The organism is Sulfurimonas aquatica, assembly GCF_017357825.1.
GTDB classification, from domain to species: domain Bacteria; phylum Campylobacterota; class Campylobacteria; order Campylobacterales; family Sulfurimonadaceae; genus Sulfurimonas; species Sulfurimonas aquatica.
In genome coordinates this window covers 452,627-479,609 of sequence record NZ_CP046072.1, presented here as the reverse complement: position 1 = coordinate 479,609, position 26,983 = coordinate 452,627, and the positions used below count along the sequence as shown (strand labels likewise).

At 35.2% G+C, this 26,983-nt stretch carries 28 protein-coding genes and 2 pseudogenes; 11 read left to right on the top strand and 19 right to left on the bottom strand.

Going from position 1 to position 26,983, the window contains the following annotated elements:
• Positions 1 to 40 precede the first annotated feature (40 nt).
• The gene (locus tag GJV85_RS02310) at positions 41 to 934 is read right to left on the bottom strand and encodes a DMT family transporter (protein ID WP_242689820.1); all 894 of its coding nucleotides are present in this window, start codon (positions 932 to 934) and stop codon (positions 41 to 43) included.
• A complete protein-coding gene (locus tag GJV85_RS02305; RefSeq protein WP_207562266.1) occupies positions 928 to 2,196 on the bottom strand; it encodes an ATP-dependent DNA helicase in 1,269 nt (422 codons plus the stop codon). Before GJV85_RS02305 ends, GJV85_RS02310 begins: the two co-directional genes overlap by 7 nt.
• Positions 2,197 to 2,269: 73 nt before the next feature.
• Here GJV85_RS02305 and GJV85_RS02300 point away from each other — a divergent pair, with 73 nt between their 5' ends.
• The 3 genes from GJV85_RS02300 (at position 2,270) to nhaA (ending at position 6,088) form a co-directional block, all read left to right on the top strand.
• Positions 2,270 to 3,520 (top strand): diguanylate cyclase, encoded by a 1,251-nt coding sequence (locus GJV85_RS02300; protein WP_207562265.1) that lies wholly within the window; start codon positions 2,270 to 2,272, stop codon positions 3,518 to 3,520.
• A gap of 67 nt (positions 3,521 to 3,587) precedes the next feature.
• Complete coding sequence (locus GJV85_RS13645) at positions 3,588 to 4,658, top strand: methyl-accepting chemotaxis protein (RefSeq protein ID WP_207562264.1); 1,071 nt, start codon at positions 3,588 to 3,590, stop codon at positions 4,656 to 4,658.
• 95 nt (positions 4,659 to 4,753) lie between these two features.
• The gene (nhaA, locus tag GJV85_RS02290; RefSeq protein WP_207562263.1) at positions 4,754 to 6,088 is read left to right on the top strand and encodes a Na+/H+ antiporter NhaA; all 1,335 of its coding nucleotides are present in this window, start codon (positions 4,754 to 4,756) and stop codon (positions 6,086 to 6,088) included.
• Here the strand turns inward: nhaA and GJV85_RS02285 are convergent.
• Together GJV85_RS02285 and GJV85_RS02280 are read right to left on the bottom strand one after the other, a co-directional pair.
• The gene (locus tag GJV85_RS02285; RefSeq protein ID WP_242689819.1) at positions 6,059 to 7,096 is read right to left on the bottom strand and encodes a dipeptide epimerase; all 1,038 of its coding nucleotides are present in this window, start codon (positions 7,094 to 7,096) and stop codon (positions 6,059 to 6,061) included. The two genes, nhaA and GJV85_RS02285, sit on opposite strands and share 30 nt — an antisense overlap.
• Positions 7,093 to 8,226, bottom strand: coding sequence for a DUF819 family protein (locus GJV85_RS02280; RefSeq protein WP_207562262.1), 1,134 nt, complete (start codon positions 8,224 to 8,226; stop codon positions 7,093 to 7,095). The genes GJV85_RS02285 and GJV85_RS02280 overlap by 4 nt, the downstream gene beginning before the upstream one ends.
• A gap of 79 nt (positions 8,227 to 8,305) precedes the next feature.
• On the opposite strand from GJV85_RS02280, the gene GJV85_RS02275 reads away from it, so the two are divergent.
• Positions 8,306 to 8,971 (top strand): response regulator transcription factor, encoded by a 666-nt coding sequence (locus GJV85_RS02275; protein WP_207562261.1) that lies wholly within the window; start codon positions 8,306 to 8,308, stop codon positions 8,969 to 8,971.
• A gap of 8 nt (positions 8,972 to 8,979) precedes the next feature.
• Here the strand turns inward: GJV85_RS02275 and GJV85_RS13640 are convergent, their stop codons facing one another.
• From GJV85_RS13640 to GJV85_RS02230, 10 genes and pseudogenes are all read right to left on the bottom strand, one after another.
• A complete protein-coding gene (locus GJV85_RS13640) occupies positions 8,980 to 9,666 on the bottom strand; it encodes a methyl-accepting chemotaxis protein (protein WP_255550637.1) in 687 nt (228 codons plus the stop codon).
• 211 nt (positions 9,667 to 9,877) lie between these two features.
• Positions 9,878 to 10,246: a nitrate/nitrite transporter NrtS gene (gene nrtS / locus GJV85_RS02265; protein ID WP_242689818.1), complete on the bottom strand. Its 369-nt coding sequence runs from the start codon at positions 10,244 to 10,246 to the stop codon at positions 9,878 to 9,880.
• Positions 10,239 to 10,832: pseudogene (locus tag GJV85_RS13635) on the bottom strand (HD-GYP domain-containing protein); the annotation flags it as partial. The pseudogene GJV85_RS13635 and the gene nrtS, both read right to left, overlap by 8 nt.
• A 339-nt stretch (positions 10,833 to 11,171) precedes the next feature.
• Positions 11,172 to 11,321 (bottom strand): annotated as a pseudogene (locus GJV85_RS13630) (YgaP-like transmembrane domain); the annotation flags it as partial.
• 85 nt (positions 11,322 to 11,406) lie between these two features.
• Positions 11,407 to 12,291: an FAD:protein FMN transferase gene (locus GJV85_RS02255; protein WP_207562258.1), complete on the bottom strand. Its 885-nt coding sequence runs from the start codon at positions 12,289 to 12,291 to the stop codon at positions 11,407 to 11,409.
• A gap of 35 nt (positions 12,292 to 12,326) precedes the next feature.
• The gene (locus GJV85_RS02250) at positions 12,327 to 13,445 is read right to left on the bottom strand and encodes a DUF3570 domain-containing protein (protein ID WP_207562257.1); all 1,119 of its coding nucleotides are present in this window, start codon (positions 13,443 to 13,445) and stop codon (positions 12,327 to 12,329) included.
• A complete protein-coding gene (locus GJV85_RS02245; RefSeq protein WP_207562256.1) occupies positions 13,436 to 13,654 on the bottom strand; it encodes a DUF4266 domain-containing protein in 219 nt (72 codons plus the stop codon). The genes GJV85_RS02250 and GJV85_RS02245 overlap by 10 nt, the downstream gene beginning before the upstream one ends.
• Before the next feature lie 2 nt (positions 13,655 to 13,656).
• Positions 13,657 to 14,151 carry a TlpA family protein disulfide reductase gene (locus GJV85_RS02240; RefSeq protein ID WP_207562255.1) on the bottom strand — a complete coding sequence of 165 codons (495 nt, stop codon included), beginning with the start codon at positions 14,149 to 14,151 and terminating at the stop codon, positions 13,657 to 13,659.
• A 10-nt stretch (positions 14,152 to 14,161) separates the two neighbouring features.
• Positions 14,162 to 14,734, bottom strand: coding sequence for a hypothetical protein (locus GJV85_RS02235; protein WP_207562254.1), 573 nt, complete (start codon positions 14,732 to 14,734; stop codon positions 14,162 to 14,164).
• A gap of 10 nt (positions 14,735 to 14,744) precedes the next feature.
• Positions 14,745 to 16,394: a hypothetical protein gene (locus GJV85_RS02230; RefSeq protein WP_207562253.1), complete on the bottom strand. Its 1,650-nt coding sequence runs from the start codon at positions 16,392 to 16,394 to the stop codon at positions 14,745 to 14,747.
• Between the two features lie 143 nt (positions 16,395 to 16,537).
• Here GJV85_RS02230 and GJV85_RS02225 point away from each other — a divergent pair, with 143 nt between their 5' ends.
• From GJV85_RS02225 to GJV85_RS02215, 3 genes are read left to right on the top strand one after another with little or no spacing between them, the layout of a single operon-like run.
• Positions 16,538 to 17,680, top strand: coding sequence for a hypothetical protein (locus tag GJV85_RS02225; RefSeq protein WP_207562252.1), 1,143 nt, complete (start codon positions 16,538 to 16,540; stop codon positions 17,678 to 17,680).
• On the top strand, positions 17,680 to 18,096 hold the full coding sequence (locus GJV85_RS02220; protein ID WP_207562251.1) for a hypothetical protein: 417 nt from the start codon (positions 17,680 to 17,682) through the stop codon (positions 18,094 to 18,096). The genes GJV85_RS02225 and GJV85_RS02220 overlap by 1 nt, the downstream gene beginning before the upstream one ends.
• On the top strand, positions 18,096 to 20,117 hold the full coding sequence (locus GJV85_RS02215; RefSeq protein ID WP_207562250.1) for a sensor histidine kinase: 2,022 nt from the start codon (positions 18,096 to 18,098) through the stop codon (positions 20,115 to 20,117). The genes GJV85_RS02220 and GJV85_RS02215 overlap by 1 nt, the downstream gene beginning before the upstream one ends.
• Before the next feature lie 8 nt (positions 20,118 to 20,125).
• Here GJV85_RS02215 and GJV85_RS02210 read toward each other — a convergent pair whose 3' ends face one another.
• Positions 20,126 to 20,518, bottom strand: a complete 393-nt coding sequence (locus GJV85_RS02210; protein WP_207562249.1) for a hypothetical protein — start codon at positions 20,516 to 20,518, stop codon at positions 20,126 to 20,128.
• A 110-nt stretch (positions 20,519 to 20,628) separates the two neighbouring features.
• On the opposite strand from GJV85_RS02210, the gene GJV85_RS02205 reads away from it, so the two are divergent.
• A complete protein-coding gene (locus GJV85_RS02205) occupies positions 20,629 to 21,369 on the top strand; it encodes an exonuclease domain-containing protein (RefSeq protein ID WP_207562248.1) in 741 nt (246 codons plus the stop codon).
• Between the two features lie 93 nt (positions 21,370 to 21,462).
• Here GJV85_RS02205 and GJV85_RS02200 read toward each other — a convergent pair whose 3' ends face one another.
• From GJV85_RS02200 to glyQ, 4 genes are all read right to left on the bottom strand, one after another.
• Positions 21,463 to 21,729 carry a type II toxin-antitoxin system RelE family toxin gene (locus GJV85_RS02200; RefSeq protein WP_207562247.1) on the bottom strand — a complete coding sequence of 89 codons (267 nt, stop codon included), beginning with the start codon at positions 21,727 to 21,729 and terminating at the stop codon, positions 21,463 to 21,465.
• Positions 21,716 to 21,916 (bottom strand): hypothetical protein, encoded by a 201-nt coding sequence (locus GJV85_RS02195; RefSeq protein WP_207562246.1) that lies wholly within the window; start codon positions 21,914 to 21,916, stop codon positions 21,716 to 21,718. Before GJV85_RS02195 ends, GJV85_RS02200 begins: the two co-directional genes overlap by 14 nt.
• A 59-nt stretch (positions 21,917 to 21,975) precedes the next feature.
• The gene (recG, locus tag GJV85_RS02190; RefSeq protein WP_207562245.1) at positions 21,976 to 23,769 is read right to left on the bottom strand and encodes an ATP-dependent DNA helicase RecG; all 1,794 of its coding nucleotides are present in this window, start codon (positions 23,767 to 23,769) and stop codon (positions 21,976 to 21,978) included.
• Between the two features lie 85 nt (positions 23,770 to 23,854).
• Entirely contained in the window at positions 23,855 to 24,739 is an 885-nt protein-coding gene (gene glyQ, locus GJV85_RS02185) for a glycine--tRNA ligase subunit alpha (RefSeq protein WP_207562244.1), read from the bottom strand.
• 100 nt (positions 24,740 to 24,839) lie between these two features.
• Between glyQ and GJV85_RS02180 the strand changes: the two genes are divergently transcribed.
• From GJV85_RS02180 to GJV85_RS02170, 3 genes are all read left to right on the top strand, one after another.
• Positions 24,840 to 26,177 (top strand): M6 family metalloprotease domain-containing protein, encoded by a 1,338-nt coding sequence (locus GJV85_RS02180; protein WP_207562243.1) that lies wholly within the window; start codon positions 24,840 to 24,842, stop codon positions 26,175 to 26,177.
• A gap of 8 nt (positions 26,178 to 26,185) precedes the next feature.
• On the top strand, positions 26,186 to 26,548 hold the full coding sequence (locus GJV85_RS02175; RefSeq protein ID WP_207562242.1) for a hypothetical protein: 363 nt from the start codon (positions 26,186 to 26,188) through the stop codon (positions 26,546 to 26,548).
• Between the two features lie 94 nt (positions 26,549 to 26,642).
• Complete coding sequence (locus GJV85_RS02170; protein ID WP_207562241.1) at positions 26,643 to 26,966, top strand: hypothetical protein; 324 nt, start codon at positions 26,643 to 26,645, stop codon at positions 26,964 to 26,966.
• Positions 26,967 to 26,983: the final 17 nt, after the last annotated feature.

The window sequence follows — 26,983 nt, the reverse complement described above, 5'->3', positions numbered from 1 at the left end:
TAATAATTTTAGCTTAACATTTTAAAATATATTTTGTGTTTTAATTCCTCTTTTTCATGCCAACAAGTACACCACCTAGAACAATAAGAGTGATACCCATGAGGGTTAAAAAGTCAGGAAAAGTATCTCCAAGTAAAAACCCAAAACCAACCCCAAAGGGTATATTTGTATAGCTAATGACACCTATAATACTAAGGTTTGAAGTACTGTATGCCTTTGTAAGAAGCCACTGTGAAAGTGTAGAAATCATAGCTATAAAAAGTATCAAAGTCCAAACATAAATATCTGTAGGCATAACAAACAGAGGAAATAAAAAGCTAATAGCCTCTGGTGGTTCAAAATAGGGAGCTACTAAAAAGAAAATAGCCGGTAGCAGAGTTCCCACTCCAACAAAAGAGAGCACTATAACGCGAGAGTCATATATGTCTTTTATCTTTTTTATAGTTGTATAAGCAGAAGCCGCAAAAAATCCACCTAAAATTCCTAAAAAGTGTACATACGAGATACTCATACCAAAAGGCTTCACTATCAAAATAATTCCTAAAAAACCTATAAGTAGGGCAAATAGCGTCTTCTGGTCTAACTCTTCTTTTAAAATGTAATAAGCTAGTATAGTGACAAATAGAGGTGAAGTTTTGTTAAGTGTCATTGCTTCGCCAAGAGGAATAACGGTAATGGTATAGAAAAATAAAATCATTGCCAAAAAACCATATAGGCCACGACTAAAGAGCATATAAAACTTTCCGCCACTAAGTTTAGGCGCTGTATGTTTTAAAGCATATAAAATAATAAAGACGCCAATAAGGTTACGAAAAAAGACTATCTCTAACGCACTCATATGTTCTGAAAGTATTTTTGTAAGTGCTCCATTAAGTGCTGAGATAAGAGCACCTAAGAGCATATAGAGTATGCCCTTGTCTATTGTTTTTAACAACTCTCCTCCCCTTTTACAAACGCCATTGCCTTAGCGTTTACATAAGCTAAGTCATACCACTGTTTTTGGGGTGCTATTAGATTTAAACGCGAGGGGTTTGATGAACGCGAAAGCGCTACGTAAAACTGTGAGGGAGCAAATATCTCATTTGTCTCTATTATCAAATCTTCTATACTCATTCCTTGTGATTTGTGTATGGTTATGGCAAACGCTAGCTTTATAGGAAACTGATAAATACTAAAGATATTTTCCTCTACCATCTCTTTTTTGCCGTCTATGGTCTTTTCCTTCCACAAGGCTTTACTTTGTGCTGTAGCTTCGAGTTTCACCACCTTGCCATCGCTTTTTTGCACATAAACATTTGAGGCATCTATATTTACAACGATGCCTCGCTCACCATTAAAGTAGTTCCAAGAGTTTCTTGTAAAAAGAACTGGAGAGTTTATTTTGAGTTCTAGCTCTTTTTCTATTCTTGCGTCATTCATAAAGCGCTCTACCTCAATATCTTTTGCAGACTTTTGATGCTTAACTATCTGAGCCTCTTTTACAAAAAGCTCATTCTCTATATGTGCTAACTGCTTTTTATTATGGTGTGCGGCTGAGATGTTTTTCCCAAACAAAAAAGTAAACTGACTTAAATCTTCAGGCAGAGGTTTGATATACTCGTTAAGATGATTATGAACGCCCTCATCCACGAAACCAAAACGCACATGATGAAGAAGTTCTATAAACGCCACGTCATCTGTTCTATATATGTGAGTGAGTTCTATTTTATCAAACGCGAAACTATCCCAAGCTTCAGACTCAAATGCGAACTTCACTTCCTCCGCTCCACGCACAACGGGAGGAAGCTGTAAGAAATCTCCTACAACCATTAGAGTTCCATGAAAATCAGCTTGCTTTAAACGTAGAGATATCATCTCAAAAAGAGCGTCGCTCACCATAGATATCTCGTCTATTACGATAAGGGACATACTTTCTATGAGTTTTTTTATCTTCTTTTTTATCTCGTACTTTTTATTTTTTTCTAACTCTTGCACATTTGAAGCGATGCCTAGGTCTAAGAAGCTATGTAGCGTTTGACCCCCAATGAGAGTAGCAGCCATACCTGTAGAAGCAAGTTTTGCCACTTTTTTTGCTTCGCTCTCAAAGTGTTCTATCACTTCTCGCGTTATAGTTGTTTTGCCAACGCCAGCACCACCTGTTAAAAAAATGTTTGTTTTGGAGTTTAGTTTTTCAATAGTTGTATCGAGGTAATTCATATAAAATAATAGCGATAATTACTATAAAATCAGATGAATTATAGTAATATATGTCAACAAATTTGGAGAGAATATGAGCCAGAGAATATTAATAGTTGAAGATAACAAAACGCTAGCTAAGCTGATCTCAAAAAAGATTGAAAATGCTCTTAATTTTGAAGTAGATATCGCATACACGCTTTTAGAGGCAAAACTATTTTTAAAGAGATATGAGTACTTTATAGCGCTCCTTGATATCAACCTCCCAGACGCTCCTAATGGGGAAGTTGTTGATTATGTACTCTCTAAAGGCACACGGGCTATAGTTCTAAGTGCAAACATAGACAAAGAGTTTAGAAAAAAAATCCTTCAAAAAAATATAGTTGACTATGTAAATAAGGGTGGCGTTAACGAGATTAACTACATTATCCAAACTATCATAAGACTTCAAAAGAACCAAAATCATAAAGTACTCATAGTTGATGACTCCCTAGTTTTTAGAAAAACCATGCAGACGATGCTAAAAAATCTCTTTTTTCAGGTCATCACAGTCGCACATGGCGAAGAAGCACTTGGAATAATGAATGTACATCAAGATATCTCTTTAGTTTTAACTGACTACAATATGCCTGTAATGGATGGACTGGAGTTAACTTACGAGATACGCAAAACTTCGAGTAAAAATGAGATCAGTATTTTGGCGATCTCTTCAAACCAAGATGAAGAGATAAACGCCATGTTTTTAAAACAGGGTGCAAACGACTATATAAAAAAGCCCTTTTCTAAAGAGGAGTTTTCTTGTCGCGTTCACAATGCCATAGAAGCCTTAGAAAACATTCAAATAGTAACCAACCATGCAAACCGTGACTACTTAACTGGCCTCTACAACAGAAGATACTTTTTTCAGAACATGAACGATTATCAGATAGATGTTCAAAATAGTGGGGAGCAGTTTGCAATTGCAATGATTGACATAGACCACTTTAAAAAGATAAATGACACCTATGGACATGATGTAGCAGACAAAATCATAGTTTTTATATCTGAGATACTAAGAACTTCTACAAGTCACAGAGATATTGTTGCCCGTTTTGGTGGAGAAGAGTTTTGTGTAGTTCTAAAAAATATCAATCGATATAGTGCGTTAGATATTCTTGAGCGCATCAAAGACGAAGTTGCCAACTACTCATTTCCTTTAGATGCCGATAACTTCATAAAATCAACAATCTCAATAGGGGCGGTGATGAATAGTGAAGAGTCTCTCGAAGATAGTATCTCCCAAGCAGACCTCATGTTATATAACGCGAAAAACAAGGGACGCAATCAAGTTGTTTTTGAGAACTAACCTCTCATTAAGAGAAACTAATATAGACTTATTATAAGAATTTCAAATCTAATCTGTGGAGAAACAAATGTTTGGAACTAGTAAAAAGATAGATGAGCTAAAAGCTCAACACCAACAAGAGGTAAATGCGCTCAAGGCTCAGATAAATGAGTTGGAGATGCAAGTTCTTCAACTTGAGACACCTGTTTCCAAACCAGTTGATACAAAAAAAGATGAGTTTGTCACGAGTATGCTTAAGAGCTACGAGGATGGAAATACTTTTTTACAAAAAACTGTAGACTCTCCACTAAATAGACTTGAAGAGATAAATATCCTCACTGCTCAAAATTCAGAGATGATGAGTGAAGTTGAGAGTGAAACTGCACAAATATCTTCAGCAATTGATAAAATACAGGAGTTTTCACACTCACTTGGCAATGACTCGGTATCACTAAATGATAGCGTTATGTCAATTGCGGCTATCATCAACCTTATTAAAGACATCTCAGACCAAACAAATCTTTTAGCACTAAACGCAGCCATAGAAGCGGCGCGTGCTGGTGAGCATGGTCGTGGTTTTGCCGTTGTGGCAGATGAAGTAAGAAAACTAGCCGAGCGTACTCAAAAAGCAACTCAAGAGGTAGAGATAAACATAAACGGTCTCAAACAAAACTCAAACTCAATGATGGAAATTAGTAATACTTTTCAAGATGAGACCTCTACTGTTATGGGGATTTTAGATGCCTTTAGCCATAGCATAGAAGGTGTTGTAAATAACTCAGAGGGCATTAAAAATAAAACACAATACGTTACAGATGAACTACAAGTCAATGTTGGCAAAATTGACCATATCTCTTTAAAAGTTCAGGGCTATAAAGCACTTATCAACTCTGAGAGTGTAAATATCATAGATGAAGATAGTTGTAGATTTGGAAAATGGTATGCTGAAGCGACAAATGGAATATTAAAAGGAAACTCATCTCTCTCTACTATCACTAAACACCACTCAAATGTACACCAAGGTCTCAAAGAAGCCATAGAGCTTAAAGATGCAGGAGAGTATGAAGCAGCACTTACACGTATGCTAGATGTAGAAAACTCAAGCGAAGCAGGTTTTAATGAACTCTTTTCCCTTGTAAAAGCATCTCAATCACAGTAAATATAAGAAGATGATTAAAAATTAGACCTCTTGCAAAGTCACAAATCAAGGCTTTGTTGCTATAATAAGGCACTACACTAAAACATAGGGCGACAATGAAAATATATGCACCATGGGAGAAGGTGTTTAATAGGATTTATACTCCTTTAGAGCACTTTATTCATGCACAAACTACAACCGGCATCATTCTCTTAGGTATGACAATATTAGCACTCACTCTAGCTAATACTCCTCTGACTGAAGCCTATGCAGACTTCTTTCATACAAAGGTAAACCTAACTGTTGGCACCTGGAAAATATCTCACACAATACACCACTGGATAAACGATGGTCTTATGGCCCTATTTTTCTTTATTATTGGGCTTGAAATTAAACGCGAGATTTCTGTTGGAGAACTCTCTCAGATAAAAGTAGCCATTCTTCCTATACTCTCAGCCATTGGAGGTATGGTTCTACCTGCACTTATATACCTTAGTATCAACTACTCAGGAAATGGAGCCTCAGGATGGGGAATACCAATGGCTACAGATATCGCGTTTGCGATTAGTGCTTTAGTACTTTTAGGCCATCGCGTTAAACCACCTTTAGTTACATTTTTAGTTGCCCTTGCCATTGTTGATGACTTAGGTGCGGTAATTGTCATAGCAGTTTTTTATACTGAGCAGATACAGTTTCTACCACTCTTTCTCTCTGGTGTTTCATTTTTAGTTATGATTAGTCTTAATCGCTTTGGGATTCATACTATTCTTCCCTACTTTATCTTTGGAGTATTGATGTGGTTTTTTATGCTAGAGTCTGGTGTTCATGCCACTATAGCCGGTGTTATTGCTGCAATGGCAATTCCATCACGACCAAAACGAGCACCTATTGACCTTACCATACATGCTAAGAACCTACTCGATGAATTTGACAACTATCCCGTTGGAACTGACCATATGATGCATGAAAAGCAAAAGGCTATTCTGCTAAATATTAAAGATAGAATTGACTCTGTGGGTACGCCTGCGGCTAGGCTTGAACATGACTTACATCTTCCGGTGAGTTTGATTATCATACCTCTTTTTGCCCTTGCAAACGCAGGTGTCAGCATCAACTTCTCATCTATTGGCTCCACTATTTTAGAACCTGTTTCTATGGGAATAATCTTAGGCCTTGTTCTAGGAAAAATCATAGGCATAGCGGGTGTCGCATTTATAGCTGTAAAACTGGGAATAGCTAAACTCCCCCAAGATAGTACAATGAGCCAGATTTTTGGAGTATCCGCTCTTGGCGGCATAGGTTTTACTATGAGTATATTTGTCGCAGATTTAGCTTTTTTAAATTCACCGCAGTTAATATTTCAAGCAAAGATAGGCATACTTACAGCCTCTTTGTTTGCCGGACTCTTTGGTTTTTTATGGCTACGATTTATCTCTAACAATGCTGATTGAGTTTTTAAAAAAGTTAAAGTCTAGCTCACTTGGCGCTTCTTTATAAAGTAGCGGACTATCTAGGTCTACATACTTGATAACGTCTCTATAGGCAAACGCTAGATACAAAGCTGCGTTTATAGAGTATGGCCCCTCAAGCATTGAACCAAGCATGCAAATTATCTTCTTCTCTCTTGCATACTCTAAAATCTCTATGGCTTTTGTAACGCCACCACACTTCATCAATTTTATATTTATCATATCAGCACAAGAGCTCTCATACGCTCTTTTTACGTCTTCAAGAGTAAACGTAGCCTCATCCGCTAAAATTGGAATCTTCGTGGCATTTGTAATTATCTTTAGCGACTCTAAGTCATCTGCAACTACAGGCTGTTCTATAAGCTCTATATTTAAATCTTCCACCGCATTTACATATTTCAAACTCTCATCTAGACTCCAAGCCTGATTTGCATCTATGAGGAGTTTTGCAGATGGAAGTTCGTAGCTTAAAAGTTTTGTCACTTCAATGGCATGAGAGATATCTGAGCCTAGTTTTACTTTTAAGATATCCATGCCATTTTGCAGAGCCTCTTTTGCGTCTGCAAACATTTTCTCTTTATGATTTAAACTGATGGTTATATCCGTTTGTATTGCTCTTTTATCTTTGATATTAAAGTACTCTAATGGCGTTTGACACTTCTCATTTATAAGTAATGATACAAATGCCATGTCTAAAGCCGCTTTAGCACTTGAACCTATACTCATTTTGTGGAGTAGCTCTAAAGAGGTAAGGATATCTTTACCTAAAAGTTTCTCTTTTGTGCTCTTTATAGAACTTAAAATGATAGGAATATCCTCACCAGTGATAGCAAAAGTCGCAGGAGCCTCGCCTATGCCAAGACTTCCATCATCACAGAGTACTTTTGCTCTTACAAACTCTATAGTCTCAACTCGTCTTAGTGCTGTTATAAAGGGAGTTTTTAGGGCTATGCGTTTGACCTCAGTTAGAATCTCTTTTATCTTTATCACTGTGCCATCCTAATCAAAATGGTTCCAACTCCAAGTCCACCGAATGTTCCGATTAAGTAACCCATTATCGCCATTAAAACACCAATGCTTACTAGAGACTTGTTATAAGCTGCCGCAAGTATTGGTGCTGAGGCTACTCCGCCTATGTTAGAGAGTGATGCAACTGCAATGGAGAAAAGGTCCAACTTAAAAAGCTTCGCTCCAATAATCATAATTAGAGCATGCAAAGATAAAATCATAAAGCCCGCAAAGACATAAATGCCAATGCCTGAGAAATTATCTATCACAGCTTTTGAGCCAATGAGCGCTATTAAAAGGTAAAGCATTGTCGTTGCCACTTCACTTGAGCCATTTATCTCTTTTAGTTTTGTAAAGGAGCCTAGTATGCCAAGGAGTGTTGCTAAGAGGACTGCCGTTGTAGTAGAATTGAGTATCTTAAACTCACTTAGAGCTATTAAGTTAACTATAAACGCCACCACTAAAGAGAGCAGTATAAACAACCAATAGCGTTTAGCCCCTATAGTGCATGAGCATCCTATCTCACCTAAATATTCTAAGTTTTGTTCACTCTTAGTAAACCTATTGAAAATATGTGCAAAGGGAACTAAAAAGAGAAGTAACATCACCCATAGCGTGTAGTTTACACTATCTACTACAAGTGCATATGCAAAACTCGCTTCGCTTACTTCAAGAGCGGAACCTACTGCTACCATGTTTGCAGTTCCTCCCATCCATGAGCCAGCAAGTGCTCCAAAAGCTCCAGAAATCTCAGGTGAAAAGTCAAATATAAACGCCACTACAATAAAACTAAACGCTATGGAGAAAACTGCTAAAACATAAGAGATTAGCAGAGACTTTCCGAGCTTCAAAAAGTGTCTAAAATCAATTTGCAAGAGCATCAAAAAAAGCATCGCTGGAAGAAGGTTACTCTTAACTCGCTTATATATCTCATTTATCTCATCGTTCATTTCAAAAAGATTAAAAGAGGCTAAAACCATACTCGAAGCATATATCATAACAACGCCGGGGATGAGAGTAAAGATTTTAAACTTTGTTTTACTCTCTAAAACATAAAAGCCTGTGGCGATAAAAGAGAGTATAAAAAGATATATAAAAGGATTTGTAATCAAATTGTTACCTATATTTTTTTATAAGTGTAGCAAACTACTGTTATAATAAGGGTGAAAATATAACTTTAGGGAATTTAATTTGAATTTACTCATAGTTGAAGATGATGCCCTCACTGCAAAACAACTTCTACAACTTTTAAGAAGTGAGAAGTATCACTGTGACCATGCAGCTGGATATGAAGAGGCTAAAAAGCTACTTGACCAAAATAGTTATGCACTTGTTTTACTTGACTGGAATTTAGGCGATGGGGATGGTCTTGTTTTATTAAAAGAGATGCGTGATTTAGAGTTAATCACTCCTGTCATGATGCTCTCAGCTAATGTAGAGATAAATGATAGAGTGGCAGTTTTGGATAGTGGCGCGGATGATTATCTTTGTAAGCCCTACTCATCAGTGGAACTATTAGCAAGAATGAGAGTGCTTTTGAGAAGGGACTCTAATGAGAAGAGTAGTGTTATAGTTGTAGGAAATGTTACTCTAGATACAACATCCAGAGAAGTTTTTATAGAGGGTAGTCTCATTAATCTTACTGCATCCGAGTTTGATCTCTTTGAGCTCTTTATGAAAAATCCAAACCAAGTACTTACACGCTTTCAACTTAGTGAGCATATAAACAAAGATAACTACTCCATAAAACATAGTAATCTAGTCGATGTACACATTAAAAACTTAAGAAAAAAACTCTCTCAAAAAGAGATTATTCAAAATGTTCGTGGCATTGGGTATAAACTTGGTAAAGTTTAACTCAAAAATTAATACTCTAAATTAGAAATCAACTCTTGAGATAAAGCAATATTTTTCTTAGATCCATCTATGGAGTGTTTTGTATCATCAACTAAAGAGTTCATATTATCTTTAATGACTTGTGAGTCTTGCAGTTGCTTTTGTATAGAGATTAACGCCACTGCTACCTCTTCTTTATTTTGTACTGCATTTTTACCTAACTCATCTAGTATATCTACTGTATCTTCTGCTAAAACGACACTACTTTGAATAGCCTCGGCCATACCATCTTGTCTCTCAAGCACATCATTCGAGATACCCATTATTATATTCATCTCTTGTTGGACTTGGTCAGCAGATTTGTTAGTACTGTCAGCTAGTTTTCTTACCTCATCAGCAACAACAGCAAACCCACGTCCATGTTCTCCAGCACGTGCTGCTTCGATAGCTGCGTTTAGTGCTAAAAGATTTGTTTGATCGGCTATATCTTTAATGGAGTCAACCAGAGAGTTAATCCCTCTAATTTTTCCATATAACTCTGATACTTGCTCTTGAAACTCACTTGTAAGCTCATGATTTTTTTCTAAGTTTTGTGAGAGCTTATTTATATGTTCACGACTTTGGTTTGTTGAGTCGAGTGTCTTATCTGCAATCTCCTCAGAATTTTTTGTTATGCTTTGAATTTCTATGGATTGAGCTATAAAACTATCTACCATTTTTTTAGTTACTTCTATACTCAGTAAACGATTTTTTGATGCATCATTTACTTTTTGTGCATTAGTAAATATTGTAGTTGCAATGTCTAGTGAGTTTAGTTGAAGAATTTGTTCAAGTAGCTTAGCTTGTTCTTGGAGTTTTCTCATCTGCTCTTTTTTTACTATCTCTTCATCTTCTTGAAGCTTGATTCCAAATAACATATATTAGACCTTATTTTAGTTGCCAATGTGTCTTTATCCCACATGATTTACACTCTGGTATGATCTCATCTTTATCTACATGAATCTCCTGCTTACAGTTTACACATTGTAAATCTGCATCGACTATTGCCTTTGTTCCTATTTGAAATTCAACCTTCATTGCAGTTGCTGTATATGTAGTAACTCCATATGGCACAAAGTATGTAAGAACTAATTTAATGATACTTACATTTATCAGATCTAGTGCTATTAAAGAGTCTCCTTGATTTATTAGGTTGAGTGTTGTGCCCACGACAAATGAGACTTTCGTTGCCCTAGCTACTACACTTTTTGAGCTTGCAATCTCACAGTATATTTTAATATGTTCTATTTTAATCAATATATTTATCTCTAATGAGTAAAAACTTGTCTAAATTATCTATAAATAGCAGTATAAGTTTTGGGTCAAAATGTTTACCGCTCTCTTGTTTAAATAGCTCTAAAATATCATCAAGCTCCCAAGCTTTTTTATAAACCCTCTCACTTCCAAGTGCATCAAACACATCTGCAATGGCAGTAATGCGACCATATATATGAATATCTTCGCCACTTGTTCCATTAGGGTACCCTGAACCATCCCACTTTTCATGATGCTCATTTGCTACTATTGATGCAGCTTTAAGTATGGGTTTATTTGAGCTTTTGAGCATCTCATATCCAAGCTGCGCATGTGTTTTCATAATTTTAAACTCATCAAAAGTTAATTTTCTTGGTGCATTTAAAATGGCATCAGGAATTCCAACTTTACCAATGTCATGCATAGGACTTGCCATCTGTAGTCTCTCTGACTCTTCTTCAGAGAGTCCATAAAGTCTAGCAAGTTCCTTAGAGTATAGGGCAACTCTTTTTACATGGTTTCCTGTCTCCTTAGATCGGGTCTCACCTATCTCACCCATAGCATAGATAATCTCTCTTTGTGTCTCTTCTATTGCTTTACTGACAGCTTCATTTAGCTCTATAAGTTCTGTTACATCTGTAAAATATGCTAAAAAAATCTTCTCTTGTGAAATCCCTTTAAGTTCTACTTGATAATGTTTATCTCTATATCTATACATGATGACATCTTCTAGTCCATTGTCGATAAACTCATCTTGATTGTCTATATTGAGATCTGTAAGTGATTGAATATTTGGTATTTCCTCTTTTGCAGACTCATTAGAAAAAATAATTTTAGATTTATCATTAAAAATAAAGACTGGTGAAGTTCTATATTTAGGTAAAAGTGCAAGGTAATAGTTTTTGAGTCCATATTTCTCATTGATATGAAAGATATGATAAAGTAAGCAGAACTTTTTAACTGCACTATAGTAGATAAATAAGCTTATAACACTAAAAACAATACTACTATTTAACACAGCATAAGTGAGAAGTGCTGATGCAATAACAAAGCGGATATAAGACTCAGTCTGATTCATGTTACAACTTGTTTTGTTAAACATCTAAAAATCCCCCTCTCTATATTATTCTACAAGAGTATATCCTAATAATAGAGTAAAAATACTAAAGCGAAAAAAGTTCAAAACCCTCTATATCTAGATTTATAAAGTTTTCTATAATGATATCTTTTTGTGGAGTTAACGCAAAAAAAGCAACTTTAAACTTCTTTGCCAATACCTTTAACTCTGATGGCTTTGAGTTAAACGCCACAGTCGCTAAAGCATCAAGAGTAGTTGTATCTCTGCCATTTTGGACTATTGTTAAAGAGCTATAATGGTGGTTAGAGAGTTGTGTCTTAGAGTCAAGTATATGGTGATGCTCTTTTGAGTCTATGTAGCGTTCATAATCTCCACTTGTTGATATACTTAGTTCGCTATTAGAGCTTTTAATGAGAGCAATATTTGAATCATTAAATGGGTTTTTAATTGCTATGTTATACTTTTTACCAAATGAGCAAACCTCACCACCAACAGAGACTAAGCCTTTAGTTGCACCTTTGAGTTTTAAGTGCTCTATTATTTTATCTGCCACATACCCTTTACCTATTCCACCAAGGTCAAGTCGCATACCTTTTTTTGTTAGATATATACTCTCATTTGTCAGTTGGATATTTTTATAGTTTACTAACTCTTTTTTTGAATTTAGCTCTTTTTGAGAAGGGATTTTTTCTTCTGAAGTTCCAAAGCCATAACTCCCTTGTGTTATAGAGCCTATGGTTGGATCAAATGCTCCATCTGAGAGTACTGCCATATCAAGTGCTTTTTGAAAAATTTCTAGCTCTTCTTTTGTTGCGTTAATGGGAGTCTTGCCAGAGTTGGCGTTTATCTTACTCAGGAGTGAGTCTATTTTATAAGCAGAGTATTTAGCCTCAAACTCTCTTGCCAACTCTAAACACTCAAAAAGCACTTTTTTAGAAACCTTAGACTCTATAAGAAGTTCTGTACTCATAACGGTCGTTTTAAGACCGTTGCTAAAGATGGACATCAGTAATCAAACTCGTATGTTAAAGTTGCAAAAACTGATTCTAAAGAGTCTATACCATACCAAGTTTGAAGATACTCATTACTCGATGTCTTATAATAATCTACACTCGCAGTAAGCTTATCCCCACCACCAAGTTTATAGATAAATGGAATACCAATAGTATAAGAATCAAATGCACTCATCCTATAATCTGTCGCATAGTATCTATCAGTTAAAGTATATGAGCCAATTGGTTTAATGAAAAAAGATTCACTTTGAGAGTAGTAACGTAGTCTCAAACCACTTGTAAAAACTTTAGAAAAATCATGTAGATACTCGGCGTTTAAAGTATGTGAAGTGATATCCCAATCATCCATATAGTATCTGTATGAAAAGTTCATACTATTTGTCGCATTTAAAAGATAAACCCCTTTGAGTGCAAAGGCATGACCCGCTCTTGTAGCAGGATAGTTTTCAAACTTTGAGAGGTCATCTTGAAGTACATAATGATATGGTGAAGAGAGAAATCCTTCACTATTCATGAAAGAGTAAACCGCTTGCATAGAGAATGTCGGTGATATAAGTTGGTTTATAGATAAATCTAGCTTCATCTCATTTCTATTATCTCTTGGAAGTTCTCTATCATATACTGGTTTCCACTTGTCAAATGATTGGGCAAATCCGATACCTAAAGCTGTGTTTTGCTCATTGAGTTGTCTTACATAGTTTACAAAGAGTGCCTGACCAGTATAGTCAACCTCAGATGAAAAGTAAGTTCCAAATGTCAGTGTATTATCACTGTCGTCGTATGTAAGCATAGCAGTTGGAGCGAAACGGACATCATCAAATGTTTTGTCTTCTTTTGATGAAGCTGAAGTTACAGCATCTACACGACCAGCACTACTTCCGTTTTTAATACTAGCGGCTGTTATTGCATCTATTCTCATCTTTACACCCAGCATCCACTGAGATGCAAGTTTTTTATAGAGTGCAAACGTTGGTGAATAGACTTCAACATCAGCGTTATCACTATATGTGCTTACACCAAATGACATTTTATCTTTAAGGTCAGATGCCATCGCATTTAGATTTAGAAAAATCAAAGAGAGAACAAAGCTAAGTAGTTGTTTTATCTGCATCCGCATCCTCCTTGAAATGAACTCTCTCCACCAGCACTTGCTTCGCGAATCAAGAATATATGTCCCTCTTGTTCTGAGCGCTCAGCTATTGGCGAGAGACTCATCTTATCTTGTGCAAAATACTCTTTTTCATAAGGCATTACACGAACAAGATGCTCAGAACAACCACTCATAATTAGTGCAAAAAATATTAAGATAAGTTTATACATATCTACTTTCCTATAAGATTTTTAATCTTCTCTTTTAACTTTACTATCGCATTCTCATTTAAAGCCCCAACATAAACCTCTACAATAGTCCCACTCTTATCAATAAGATATGAAGATGGCAAACCTATACATCTGTACTCTTTTGGTAGTTTTTTAGACTCATCATAGAGTGCGGTAAGTATCGCATCATCATCCACTTCTTCTAAAAATGAGATGGCGTTTATAGCTTCAGAATCTATGTTAGCTAGAACAATTGAAAAATCTTTTTTATCAAACTCCTCTTGAAGTTTCACAAAGAGTGGCATCTCCTCTTTACAGCCAGGACACCAACTAGCCCAAATATTAAGTAAGATTACCTTGCCTTCAAAGTCACTATTGAGTGATTTTTTACTAGCATCATAAAGATTTGGCAGTTCAAACGAAACTGCTTTATCACCAACTTTTGGAGCTGCCAAGAGCGAAAGAGTTAAAAATAGTAGTGTTATTAATTTTTTCATTTTTTATCCTTTATTTACAAAGATTTGCATTTATTTCAACATAAATAGGGTCTTCTTTTTTACCTATACCATGACATGCATTACACGAGACATTATTTTGACTGTTTGCTGGGTTGTTGATGTCATAAGGTTGTGAATTAAATGTATGTTCTTCTATAGCCATCACAATCCCATTTTCATCTGTAATTTGGATTCTGTATTCTCCAGCACTGATTAGAGGAAGCTCTCTTTGGAGCACAAAAAGGTTTCCTTTTGCATTATATCCCGGTGAGTTCTCATCTACATAATCTTTTGAGCTGTATATGGTTTGAAAACTACTATCCAAAAAGTTAATTATAAAGTTACCACCACAGACACTATCTAAGTCATTCTGGTCTGTAACATTTTCACTTTTATAGAGTGTCCCTCCAAAGAGAAGATGCTTCTCCTCTTTTAAGTCAATATTATGACACCCTAAACAATCTCTCCCTTGATAGTGCCAACCTTGAGTAGTTGTAAGAACAGTTTCATCTTCACTCTCACCACAACCGATGAGAAGAGTTGTAAAAGCCAAAAATACAAGATAATAAATGCTATTTTTCATAAAGCCCCCTTTAGTTATTTAACGCACCCTCAAAAATCCAATCCCTTATGGTAGCATACTCAGCTGACGTATTACTGAATATAACCCCACCATCATGAGCAACTCCAGTTGCTTTTGTTAAGATAGATGAACTTGTTGGTGTTGCTATATTTGTCCCACCAAAAGCATTAATACTCATATATGTTACTGCAGCTGTAGTTACACTAAAATTTCCACTATTTCCATGACAAATCTTACATTTAGCCTCAAATATTGGCATGACATCATTTGCAAAAGATTTTTTTACAACTGTAGTAGTAGGTGTAGTTTCTGTCGTACTATTTACCTCAGGTGTAACTACAGGTGTTTGAACTTCAGCTTCTGGGGTAGAGTAGTTAAAAGAGACTATTCTTCCCGGTGCTCCATTAGCTCCAGCAGATGTATGACAGCTATTACATGCAAGTCTAGATAAATCATGAGAATTGCTAAGAGAGCTATTTACAATATTCCCCTCTGGGTCTATTACATGAGCAGTATAACTATTTACTGTCCCTTCATCAAAGGTCGCGTTTACATTTCCATTACCTTGACCTAATCTATAATTTATTACTGCATTAGTGTTTTCAAGCACTAATCTTAAAGAGTAACCACTTGCCACATTTGTAACTCCATTGGCTGCATTAAGAGTTCTATAAATAGTAGCACCCGATGTAAACTGCTCATCATTCTCTTCAGACTCATTTTCATTTTCATCATCATGATCATCTGACTCATCATCTTCATCCTCACTTTCAAAAAGTGCAGTAGGATTCGTTCCATGACAGGCCATACAGTCCAACCCTTGGTTATGCACATAATCATCCCCATCACTCTCTTCATAGTCTAAATCTCCATATTCAGACTCATACTCGCTCTTCATTACTAAAAGCTCTTGAGATAAACTCTGTACTAAATCATCATCAATCTCCCCAAAACCACTTAGTGCTTCACTCACTCCATCTGAGTCTAAAATAGAGACACCATAAGCTATGGCATTCATCAGTTCTTCTTCAGTCTCTTTAGAATCATGCTCATCTCCCTCAGCTTCATAAGCATCAAATGTCTCTTTTATATCTAAGGTAATTGCTGCGATATCAAAGTTAAGTATTTTCTCATCACTACTATCTAGTAAATCTGAAATATTATTATCTTTTGCATACTTATATAGAATGTTTGAAATGGCTTCTATCTCTTTAGACTCTGTTGGTGTTTTGCTCATTACATCATCAAGCGACAATCCAAAACTACTAGCAAGTGTCTCTAACTTCAGTTTTGTTGCTGGATTTACCGCCATTGTAGTAGCCATAGTTACGACACTCCCCGATGTTGTACTGAGCTTATAATCATTCTTCACATCGCCTATACTTATACTCCCATCTCTATCCATATCTATAACACCACCACTTACGATAATAGGGTAAAGAGGAGCTGGAGTAAATATATAGCGACCATTAGCATCTTCTTTTGCAACTTTTCCCTCTGAATCAACTACTGTTGCTCCAAGAATAGGACCCCTCTCTACAGTAATAGTTGAACTACTTTGAGTAGCTTCGTTACTCTCACTGCTACTATCTGAACTTCCCCCACATCCACTCAATACTAATGTAGCAACTATAAAACTTGTTAAATATAATCCTCTCATTTTGTACTCCTAATTTTTAATTATGTAAGTTTAAAATAGTTTTATGAAGATTTAATGAAGATTGAATATTTCGAATATATTTTAAAACATATTCACATAAATCATGTTAGCATATCAGCATATTTATCATGTTAGGACTTTTTTTGAAGAAAATTTTAATTATTTTTTTTGTTTTTATGCTCTCCCTTAGTGCAGAGGAGTTAGAGCAAAGTAGTTATGAACTTGGCAAAGGTATGCAGGTAGCCTCTTTTCCTCTTTATATAGGTGGTTACTTCTCACTCGATTATAAAAAGACTCAAACCTCTCAAAAATATAGAGTTGATGATATAGCACTTCTAGCCTATGGCTCTTATGATAAGTTTTCCTATATGGCAGAGTTTGAGTTTAAAGAGTTTTATGTGGAGACAGAACTTCAAAGAACTCCACCAAAAAACAATCCAAATAGTGATGACTACAAAGAGACCTCAATTGAGCAGGACACTTATCTTCATACTGAAAGACTCTATGTAGACTATAACTTTAATGAAAACTCACTTGTAAGAGTTGGTAAGTACAACTCACCCATTGGTTACTGGAACCTACTCCCTGTAAATGTTCTTAGAGCAACAAGCTCAAATCCAAATACATCCTATCTTGTCTTTCCTCAGTACACTACTGGTATGGGTGCTACTTATAGTAGTTTTGCTGAAAATGAATACACTTTGGATCTAATGATTCAAAAAAATAGTGATTTAGACCCCACTTACAACAACTATAGGATTGATGAACACTTTGGTATTGGTATGACTTTTACACATGATAACTTTAGTATGAAATTCAATGCTGGTGTTTTCAATATCATAGAGTACTACTTCGAAGATGATGATGAATATGAGGAGGATGAAAAAGAGGAAGAGAGTGAAGAAAATGACGAAGAAGCTGAAGATAAGTACAGGTTTCAAAAAGATGACTTAAAAGAGCCAGAGCGATACTATGCCCACCTGAGTATGAAGTATGATAGTGATATGTATCAAATAATGGGTGAGCTTGGTTCACAAAGATCTAAAAGTGAATTTACAACAGACTATGCTCTATACCTTCAAGGGTTATACCGTTTTACACAAAAGCATATTGGTATAGTTAGAGCAGAAGCTTATAGTGAGAAGTTCATAAATAGATCTGGTGAAATGTTAATAGTTGGGTATACCTATAGACCACTCTACCCTATTGCAATCAAGAGTGAGTACCAGTTTCATACCCTTTCTCAATCTGATAACCTTAAGTTATCATTTTCAATGATGTTTTGATGAAAAAAACTACTCTATACCTCTTTAGTATATTTTTATTTATATCTATAAACCTCTATGCAGATGAGTATGCAGTCGTAGCAAACAAAAATATGAAAGAGCTCTCCCATGGAGAGATAAAAGCCATATTTCTCAAAAAAATAGCTTTTATAAACGATGTGCAAGTAGTCCCTATCAATCTTAAATCTCCAAATGCACTTAGAGATAGTTTTGAGAAAAATATATTAAAAATGAGTCGCCCCAGACTCAAATCCTACTGGACAAAACAGCACTATCAAGGCCATCGTCCTCCAATGATTATGAACTCTCAAAAGAGTATAAAAGCCTTTATAAATAAAGTCGATGGGGCTATTAGCTATATGGATGTAAAAAATATAGATGAGAGTCTTAAAGTTTTATATAGATGGAGTGAGTGATGTTTCATTTTTTACAAAAATCTCTCAAGAACAGACTTCTCTTTAGCTTTATAAGTATTAGTGTTTTACCTTTCTTGGCCCTTTTAAGCTACACACTCTTTTTGGGTGAAAATAAGATGCTTGATAAAATCATAACTGAGCAGATAAATCAAACTGAAGTAGTGGTAAAACGCATAGAGGCACATCTTAAATCAATGCAAAAAGAGATTAACTTTTTGAGTTCACTTGAGATTATGGATGATATATTAGCCGAAGATATAGATAAACGCATATCAAATCTTCTTAGTAAAAAAGTAGCAGATTATGACTTAGATATAGAGATGCTTGTTGTCGATAAGAGTGCAAACATTGTCTCATCTTCAAATATTATGAGCCTATCCCAGAGATTTCATCAACTTCCTTTAAAAAACGAAAGTGGCTTCTCTATAGTTGATAAATATCTCTACATCTACTCAAGCATATATAGCTCTTTTAATAAAAGAAAAACATTAGGTCATTTAGTCTTAAAGTACAATCTTTTAAATCTACATAAGTATCTTCATAAACAAGAGGGCATACACTCTTATCTTATAAATCCAAATTCTTCTTTTAGTGTAGGAGATGATGCCCATCTAAAGTTCAGTATTCAAAAAGACATAGAGAGTGTCATAACGGATGAACATGTGATAGTCTATAAGAAGATCTCTTCATTCTTAGAAAGCTTCTATCTAGTCTATGGCGTTAACAAAGATATAGCTTTAGGCATGCTCTATGATTTTACAAGGTTTATACTCTACACATCTGCACTTATACTGCTTATCATTATAATAGTCTCTATAAGATACGCCAAAGAGATAGTAAAACCGATACAGCAACTCACAAAAGTTACCGATACAATTACAAAAGAGCATAACTATGCGACAAAACTTACAATTAACACGCAAGACGAGATAGCAACACTTGCTGATTCATTTAACAAGATGCTTGAAACTACCTCCGATGCTCTAAAAACTTTAGAGACAGAAAATAGAGTAAGACTCCAGCGTTTCATACAACTAATAGAGATATTTAACACTATTATTCAAACGCAAGATGAGCAGGAGTGTATAGAGACATCCATTCAAGAGATCCAAAAACTTACAAACAAAAATGATCTCTATTTCCACAAAAATAAAGACCAAAACTCTATAGATATTTATGTAACAAATTTTGAAAAAGATATTAAAGAGTATTTCGGATCAATCTCATTGATTGTAAAAAATATAGATGATGAGAATGAACGAAACTTTTATGCTTCTATCGTAAGTATGATTACTCTTCAACTTGAAAGGATAAGACTTATAAACACTACAACAGCAGTCTCAAAAGCAAAATCAGCATTTATATCAAATATGTCACATGAGCTTCGCACTCCCCTAAATGCAATAATTGGATTCTCTCAAAACCTCATCTCTTATGAAGAGCTTACAGAAAATCAGCAAGACTCCGTTGCTAGTATTGAGTCATCTGCTGAGTATCTTCTGAGTATGATAAATGAGATACTCGACATTGCAAAAATTGAAGCTGGAAAGATGGAGACACACATCAAAGATGTGGATATTTTAGAACTCGTGCAAAACTGTTATGACATGCTACGACCACTTGCAGATGATAAAGAGATAGCTTTTGAGCTTATAAGTGATAAGCTAGGAGAGAAGAGGATTCAAACTGATTCTAAAATGTTTCAGCAAATCATTCTTAACCTGCTCTCAAATGCGATAAAATTCACTTCTAGCGGTTATGTAAAACTGAGTGTATATAATAAAAATAGTTCTTTATATATAGTGGTAGAAGATAGTGGAATTGGGCTATCTCAAGATGACATTAGCAAGCTTTTTAGTGACTTTACCCAAGTTCAAAACATTATGCAAAAAAAACATAAGGGCTCAGGTTTAGGCCTCTCTTTGAGTAAAAAAATGGCTAATCTTCTTGATGGCGATATTCAACTTACGAGTGATGGTTTAAAAAAGGGTTCTACTGCTATCTTTTCTCTAAAAATTTAAACCAATATCTACATAAGTGCCATATATATCAGTGGTGGATAGAGTCCAATTCCTATGTAAGGAAGGAGTGGATGAAGAGGAGCGAGAATAGCTAAAGTCAACTCTTTAGATATCTCTTTGTCTATAAATATCTGTTTTATAAGGATTAACTTCAAAACCATATCAGCAGTTTTTATCAAAAAAAGTGTAATGCCATATCCATTATAATCACTCATCATCATAAAGAAAATTGCAAAGTAAAATGTCGGATGCATGATAAAAAATAGGAAAATATTTTTGCTGTAGTGCTGGTACATCTTAGCTAACATTCCCATAACAGTGTTTGCCTTTTGCCACCATACTTCATAAATCTCTAAAAACACAAAAATAATTAGGTAGTTCAATATAAGTTCGTTTATCATAAATATCCTCTTCAAATAAAGAGAGATTATAGCAAAAGTATAGATATACTAAGCGAAATTTTGTTACATTTTCATAGAAGAATATTAAACAATAAAAAAGAGTAAAACTAATGGCAAAATATATAATTTTAGATACAGAAACAACAGGAACGGCAGAGAGTGATAGAGTCATACAACTAGGTTATATAGTCCTTGGTGCAAAAGAGGTAGAAGTACACAATGAGTTTAACTCATCAGATGTTCCCATAAGTTATGGAGCGATGGAAGTTCATGGCATAACGCAAGAACTGATTGAGGGCAAACCAACTTGTGTTGAGACTTCAGCCTACAAGAGACTGCTAGAGCTTAACACTGAAGATAATTATATGATAATCCATAACGCTCCTTTTGATTTGAAGATGCTAGAAAAAGAGGGCTTTGACACTCAAATGAAAGTGATAGACACTCTTCGTGTGGCTAAGCATATACTCCCAGATGAAGATGCTCACAGACTTCAGTACTTTCGTTATAAAATGGAGCTTTATAAAGAAGAGAAAAAAGAAGCAGATGCACTTGGCATAGTTGTAAAAGCACATGATGCCATAGGTGATGTACTTGTTTTAAAACTTCTTCTCTCTAAACTAAAGCTTGCTGTTAGCGAAGCTTATCCAAGTGAAAATCCAGTTGAAAAAATGGTAGATTTAACAAACACACCTATTTTAGTTAAAACATTTAGATTTGGAAAACACAAGGGAAAAGAGTTAGCTGAAGTAGCTCGCGAAGATGCGGGTTATCTAAGATGGATGCTAAGTTCTATGGATAATCTTGATGATGATATGAGATACTCCATAAACACTGTTTTAGGTATGTAATTCCTTAACAAGACTATCTAGCTTAGTAAAAATATATTCTAATTTTAATTTAATAAAGGAAGGTATAATTGTTTATGAATAAAATAATCATCATTATTTTATACTATAAGCATCTTTTCTGTGCCTAACTCTAATGATTTCAATTAAAAGCTCATTATTTTCTATAAAATAAACAACTCTATAATTGCCAACTCTAATTCTAAAGTTATGCTCACTACCTAATAATTTTTTATGATTTGATGGATGAGGATTTAAAGCTAGGTTTTCTACTGCTTCTATAATTCTTGGTATCTCTTTTTTATCTAGTTTACGAAGTTCTTTTTTAGCTGATAGTTTCCATTTTATACTATAGAGTGCCATCTGCTCTTAACTCTTCTAAAAACTTTGCATGTGATGTTGTTTCTTCATCTTTTCTATCTGCTATGGCAGTTAAGTCTTCTATATCTTCTAACATACTTTGAAACTCTTTCATATCTATAACTACAGATACTTTTTCTCCATTATCATTAGTTATATATTGAGGATGCAAATTTACTGGCATTGTCATAATAGCTCCTTGCATTAATTGTCAAAATTATATCTAAAATCATTTTATAGTAAAAGTAACTAAGGATTTATAGATTTTTTCACAGCCTTTACAACCTCTTCATCAGTAGCGAAATCAAACCACTTAAATTGATTTCCGCTCTGGTTTGAACCTTTTAACAGGTCCCCACTTTTTCTAAACTTCAAATCCAAATTTGCTATGTCAAAACCACTTGTAGTCTTTACGAACTCCTCTAAACGCTCAGACTTCTCTTGATTTGTATAAAGATAGCAGTAGCCTTTAAGTCCCGTTCTACTAACGCGACCTCTAAGCTGATGCAGAGTTGAAAGGCCTAGTCTCTCCGCCCCTACTATAACTACAGTGGTAAGACGAGGCAAAGATATACCAACCTCAACAACAGTAGTCGAGATTAGAATATTTCCATTTTCTCTAAAGTCTAAAAGCACCTGCTCTTTTTCCTTATCTTTTCCATGCGTTACATATACGTTAGCAAAATTTTTCTCCCAGTATCCTCGAGCCTCTTCTATGCTTTGGTACTCTAAAACTTCACTCTGCTCTACTAGCGGATAGACTATAAGTACTTGGTTATTTTTATCTATCTCTTCTTTTATGCGCTTTAACAACTCTTGAAAATCACTCTTATGTATCACTTTTGAATCTATGTCTTTTGTAAATGGAGTAGAGGTTATAAGACTTACGTCTATGTGGGCTGATTCTATCATCGCCTGCGTTCTAGGAATTGGTGTTGCTGAGAACTGAAGGAAGTGCGGTTTTTTCGCACCCTCGCTCACTAACTTCTCGAGCATATTTCTCTGCTGTGTTCCAAAACGGTGTTGCTCATCTACCATAACTAAAGCCGTTGAGGGAAGTTCTCTATAAAGTAGAGCATGCGTCCCTATGATAAAATCATATTCACTCAAATCAAGCTTCTTACTCTTGTTTGTCACAAGTGCAACTTTTAATGCAGGTAAAAACTTCTGCGCCTCTTCAAAGATTTGATTTGCAAGGATAGTTGTTGGAGCCATGAGTATAGACCTATTTGGTGCCATCATAAACGCTGAAGCTAATATAACCATAGTCTTGCCACTTCCCACATCGCCAACTATCATTCTTTTAGAAGCTATGTTTTTAGAAAAATCCTCTTTTATATCATCTATAGTGGTTTTTTGCTCAGGCGTTAGCTCAAAAGGGAGTGTTTTGCTCCATGAGTCATATTCACTCCTTTTTGAAACAAGTGGCTCAAAGTACCTGCGTTTACTCGCAAGTACTTTCATATAGCCGTGCAATTCTATAAACTTGAGTGCTTCAAGAGAACTACTTTGTAGCTCCTCTTTTGTTATAAACGCTTCTCCATCAAAGTGAAACTTCAAAATCTCTTCAGCTATATTTTGTGGGATACCCTCTTCTAAAAGCTTTTTCACCTTTAACTCTTTTTGTATAAAACGCCACATTGCGTCACTTCTAAGTCCACACTTATACTTTGGCGTTATCTCTCCAATAGTCGTCATTTTTTTAGGCATGCTCATACTGCATTGTCCTACTTTACACTCTATCATTCCATAGTAGTAGTCACGACTTCCCACTTGAAACTGATGCATCATATAAGGCTTAGGACGAAACAAAACGCCAGTTATACTGTGAGCAAAATTATGTGCAAAAAAAGTTACTTGAATACTATTTGGTGCGCGATAAACTGACTCAACGGTCGCGTCTATAAGTTGAAACGTATGTGGAGTGAGTTTTTCATGAAGTCTGAGATCTTCATAAGAGTGGGGAATGATAAGAGCAAGTTCAGAGTAACTACTGATACCAAGTTTTTCAAACTTCGACGCTTGCTCTTTTGTGAGTTTCATACTTTCCTCTTTGTCTATAGTTCATTTTTTAAACTATATCCAAAAAATATATTTACTTTTATTGATATGTCATATTGACATATATTTAGGCATTAACTCTTTTGTTTCTATCTTCTTCTTGAGCTTTATAAAGTTCCGCGCACCCTTTTGATAGTTCACGAATTTTCAACATATAGTTCTGGCGTTCAGTTTGTGAGATAGCTTTTCTTGCATCTAAAACATTAAATACATTTGAAACCATCATACAAAGGTCATAAGCGGGAAGAGGAAGACCAGCTTCAAGTGTGCGTGAACACTCATTACTCTTAGCTTCAAACTCCGCAAACAACATATCAGTATCTGCAACTTCAAAGTTATACTTTGAGAACTCTATTTCACTCTCTTTATGTACGTCTTTATAGAGTGTTTTGTTTCCATTTTTATCTTCGTTCCATACTATGTCAAAGATAGTGTCCACACCCTGAAGATACATAGCTAAACGCTCTGTTCCATAAGTAATCTCAACTGCCACGGGATTACACTCTATCCCGCCAACTTGTTGAAAGTATGTAAACTGCGTTACTTCCATACCATTTAGCCAAACTTCCCAGCCAAGACCCCAAGCTCCAAGAGTTGGTGATTCCCAGTTATCTTCTATGAAACGGATATCGTGCTTAGATACGTCAAGACCTAGATACTCTAAAGATTTTAAATAGAGCTCTTGAATGTTATCTGGTGATGGTTTTATAAGCGCTTGAAACTGATAGTATGAACCAAGTCTGTTTGGATTTTCTCCATAACGCCCATCTGTTGGACGACGAGATGGTGCTACATAAGCTGTAGCCCAAGGAGTTGAGTCTAAAGAACGAAGAAAAGTGGCAGGGTGAAAAGTCCCCGCTCCCGCTGGAATATCATAAGGCTGTACAATGTTACACCCCTCATTCATCCAAAATTCTTGTAGTTTTAGTAACATCTCGCTAAAAGTTATCATTGTATTTCCTAGACAGTTTAAAATTTTGTAATTATATCTTGGTAGGGCTTGTTTATTAATAAAGCTCACTGTATAATTAGGGAAAATGAATGGCTATTTTATGATAAAAACAATACTACTTTTACTATCTCTTCTCTTTTTTATTGGATGTGGAGGAGTAAGCTCATCAGAAAATGTTGATACAAATGTCACTACAACTCAAGAACAAACAACAGATACCACATTGGGAGCACCTAGTAATGCTGTTGCCAAATCATCCATACCGATGTTGGCAGTTCTTGTTAGTTACAATAATCAATCAATTAGTTCCTCAGAACAAGTCTGGAGTGATAAGCTTTTTGGTAAAAGTCCGCATCAACTAAACCACTACTATCTTGAAGTAAGTAATAATAATTTTGAATTCTCAAAAGTAGTTGAGAGTAGCGGTATAATAAATAATGGTGTGGCATCTGTCAAATTAAATATAAATCACCCAAACCTAATAACTGATAACTCAGATTATTTTGCGGACACTGTATATAGTGGTTTATCAGATGCCTTAAAGAAGCTTGACTCAAATATAGATTTTTCAAATTATGATAAAGATGCTAATGGCCATATAACAAGAGATGAATTAAACTTGATATTCATAATTGCAGGATTTGAAGATGCATATGAGACAATAGGAAGTGATATTAATAGTATTTGGGCACATGAATCCTGCATAGAAAATTCGAATATAATTCCTACTTTGGATAGTGTCTCTCTTATGGGATGCGAAGAAAAAGGTAATTTCGCCTTATTTGGTGAAAAACACGATATTTTAAACCCTCATGATGCAACTATAGGAATAATTGCACATGAACTTGGACACTCTGCGTTTAATCTTCCTGATCTTTATAATATGTCAAACAACGGTGCTACTGGAGGAATAGGAAATTTTGGTCTTATGGGTGCTGGAACTTGGGGTATGCAAAATAGTTTAGATAAGCCTGGTAATACACCTACACACTTTTGTGCTTGGAGTAAATACTATAATAATTGGGTTACTCCTAAGTCTGTTAAAGGAAGCACAACATTGACTCAAACTTCTTCAGTTGACTATGATCTTATAAAAATTCCACTCACAACAACAAGTTACTATCTTTTAGAAAATCGCAATAATAGTGGCTATGACAAAGGCCTTTACTCCTTAGATGGTATCTTTAATGGTGGTATGGCTCTGTGGAAGATAGATGAAACAAAACTTACCCAAACGCATTTTGACGACAACAGCGTAAATGCAAGTACAACAAATAAAGGTGTTGATTTAGTGGAGGCGCAACCTGGTCTTATTGATTTTCGGCGTAATGGTGGAGATGAAGACGCACTTTTTTATCAGGGAAATGTGAGCTCATTTGGAGGTCTATTTTCAAATGTATCATCAAGGGGCTCGATAATGTCTCTTAATATAAACTAAGGATTTTTATGAAAACTATACTCTTATCTCTAATCATTACAACTTCACTTTTCTCAGCTCCAGCCTTTACAAAGGAGAGAGAACTTAAAAACGCCGATGGAACTACGTTTATGGCTAAAGCTCAAGGAAATCAGCACCTAAATTGGCTTATAACGCAAGATGGCGAGATACTCAAGTACAACCAAAAAAGTAAAAACTTTGAATATGCTAAGATAGAAAAAAATGAGCTTAAAGCTTCAGGTGTTAAGTATGAAAAAAACAACTCTAAAAGAGCTAGAGCGATAGGCAGAGTCAATAAACTAAATCATCAAGAGTTATATAAACTATGGGGTGAAAAGCAAAAGCTTCATCGTTCAAAATTTAAACACTAACTCAAACTTTCTCGATAAATATTGCAAAATGCCATAAAGAGTCTATATAAGGAGTTTTTAGTGTAAAATAGTCCCATCAAATAGGAGATCTATTATGGATGGCAATATGCTGATAACTTACAAAATTTTATGCAGTGGAGATATGAATCAAAAAATCTCTTTAGAACAACTACTCTCAAATGAAAAAGTGCTAAAAGTCATTAAATCTGAGTTTGCAAAAGGACATAGAAATATATCTCTAGGCTCAAAAGAGAGTGCATCACTTTACATAGAAACGACTAAGGAGCTTTATACTCTTGAAGTTCAAAAAGATGATTTTGCGGATCTTTTGACCTTAGCCGAAGAGGATGCTAACAATAGAAAACTACTTAAAAAAGAGTGTTCTCGCGTTGAGCTTGTAGATATTGAGACTATCTAACTAGTAGAGAATATAAA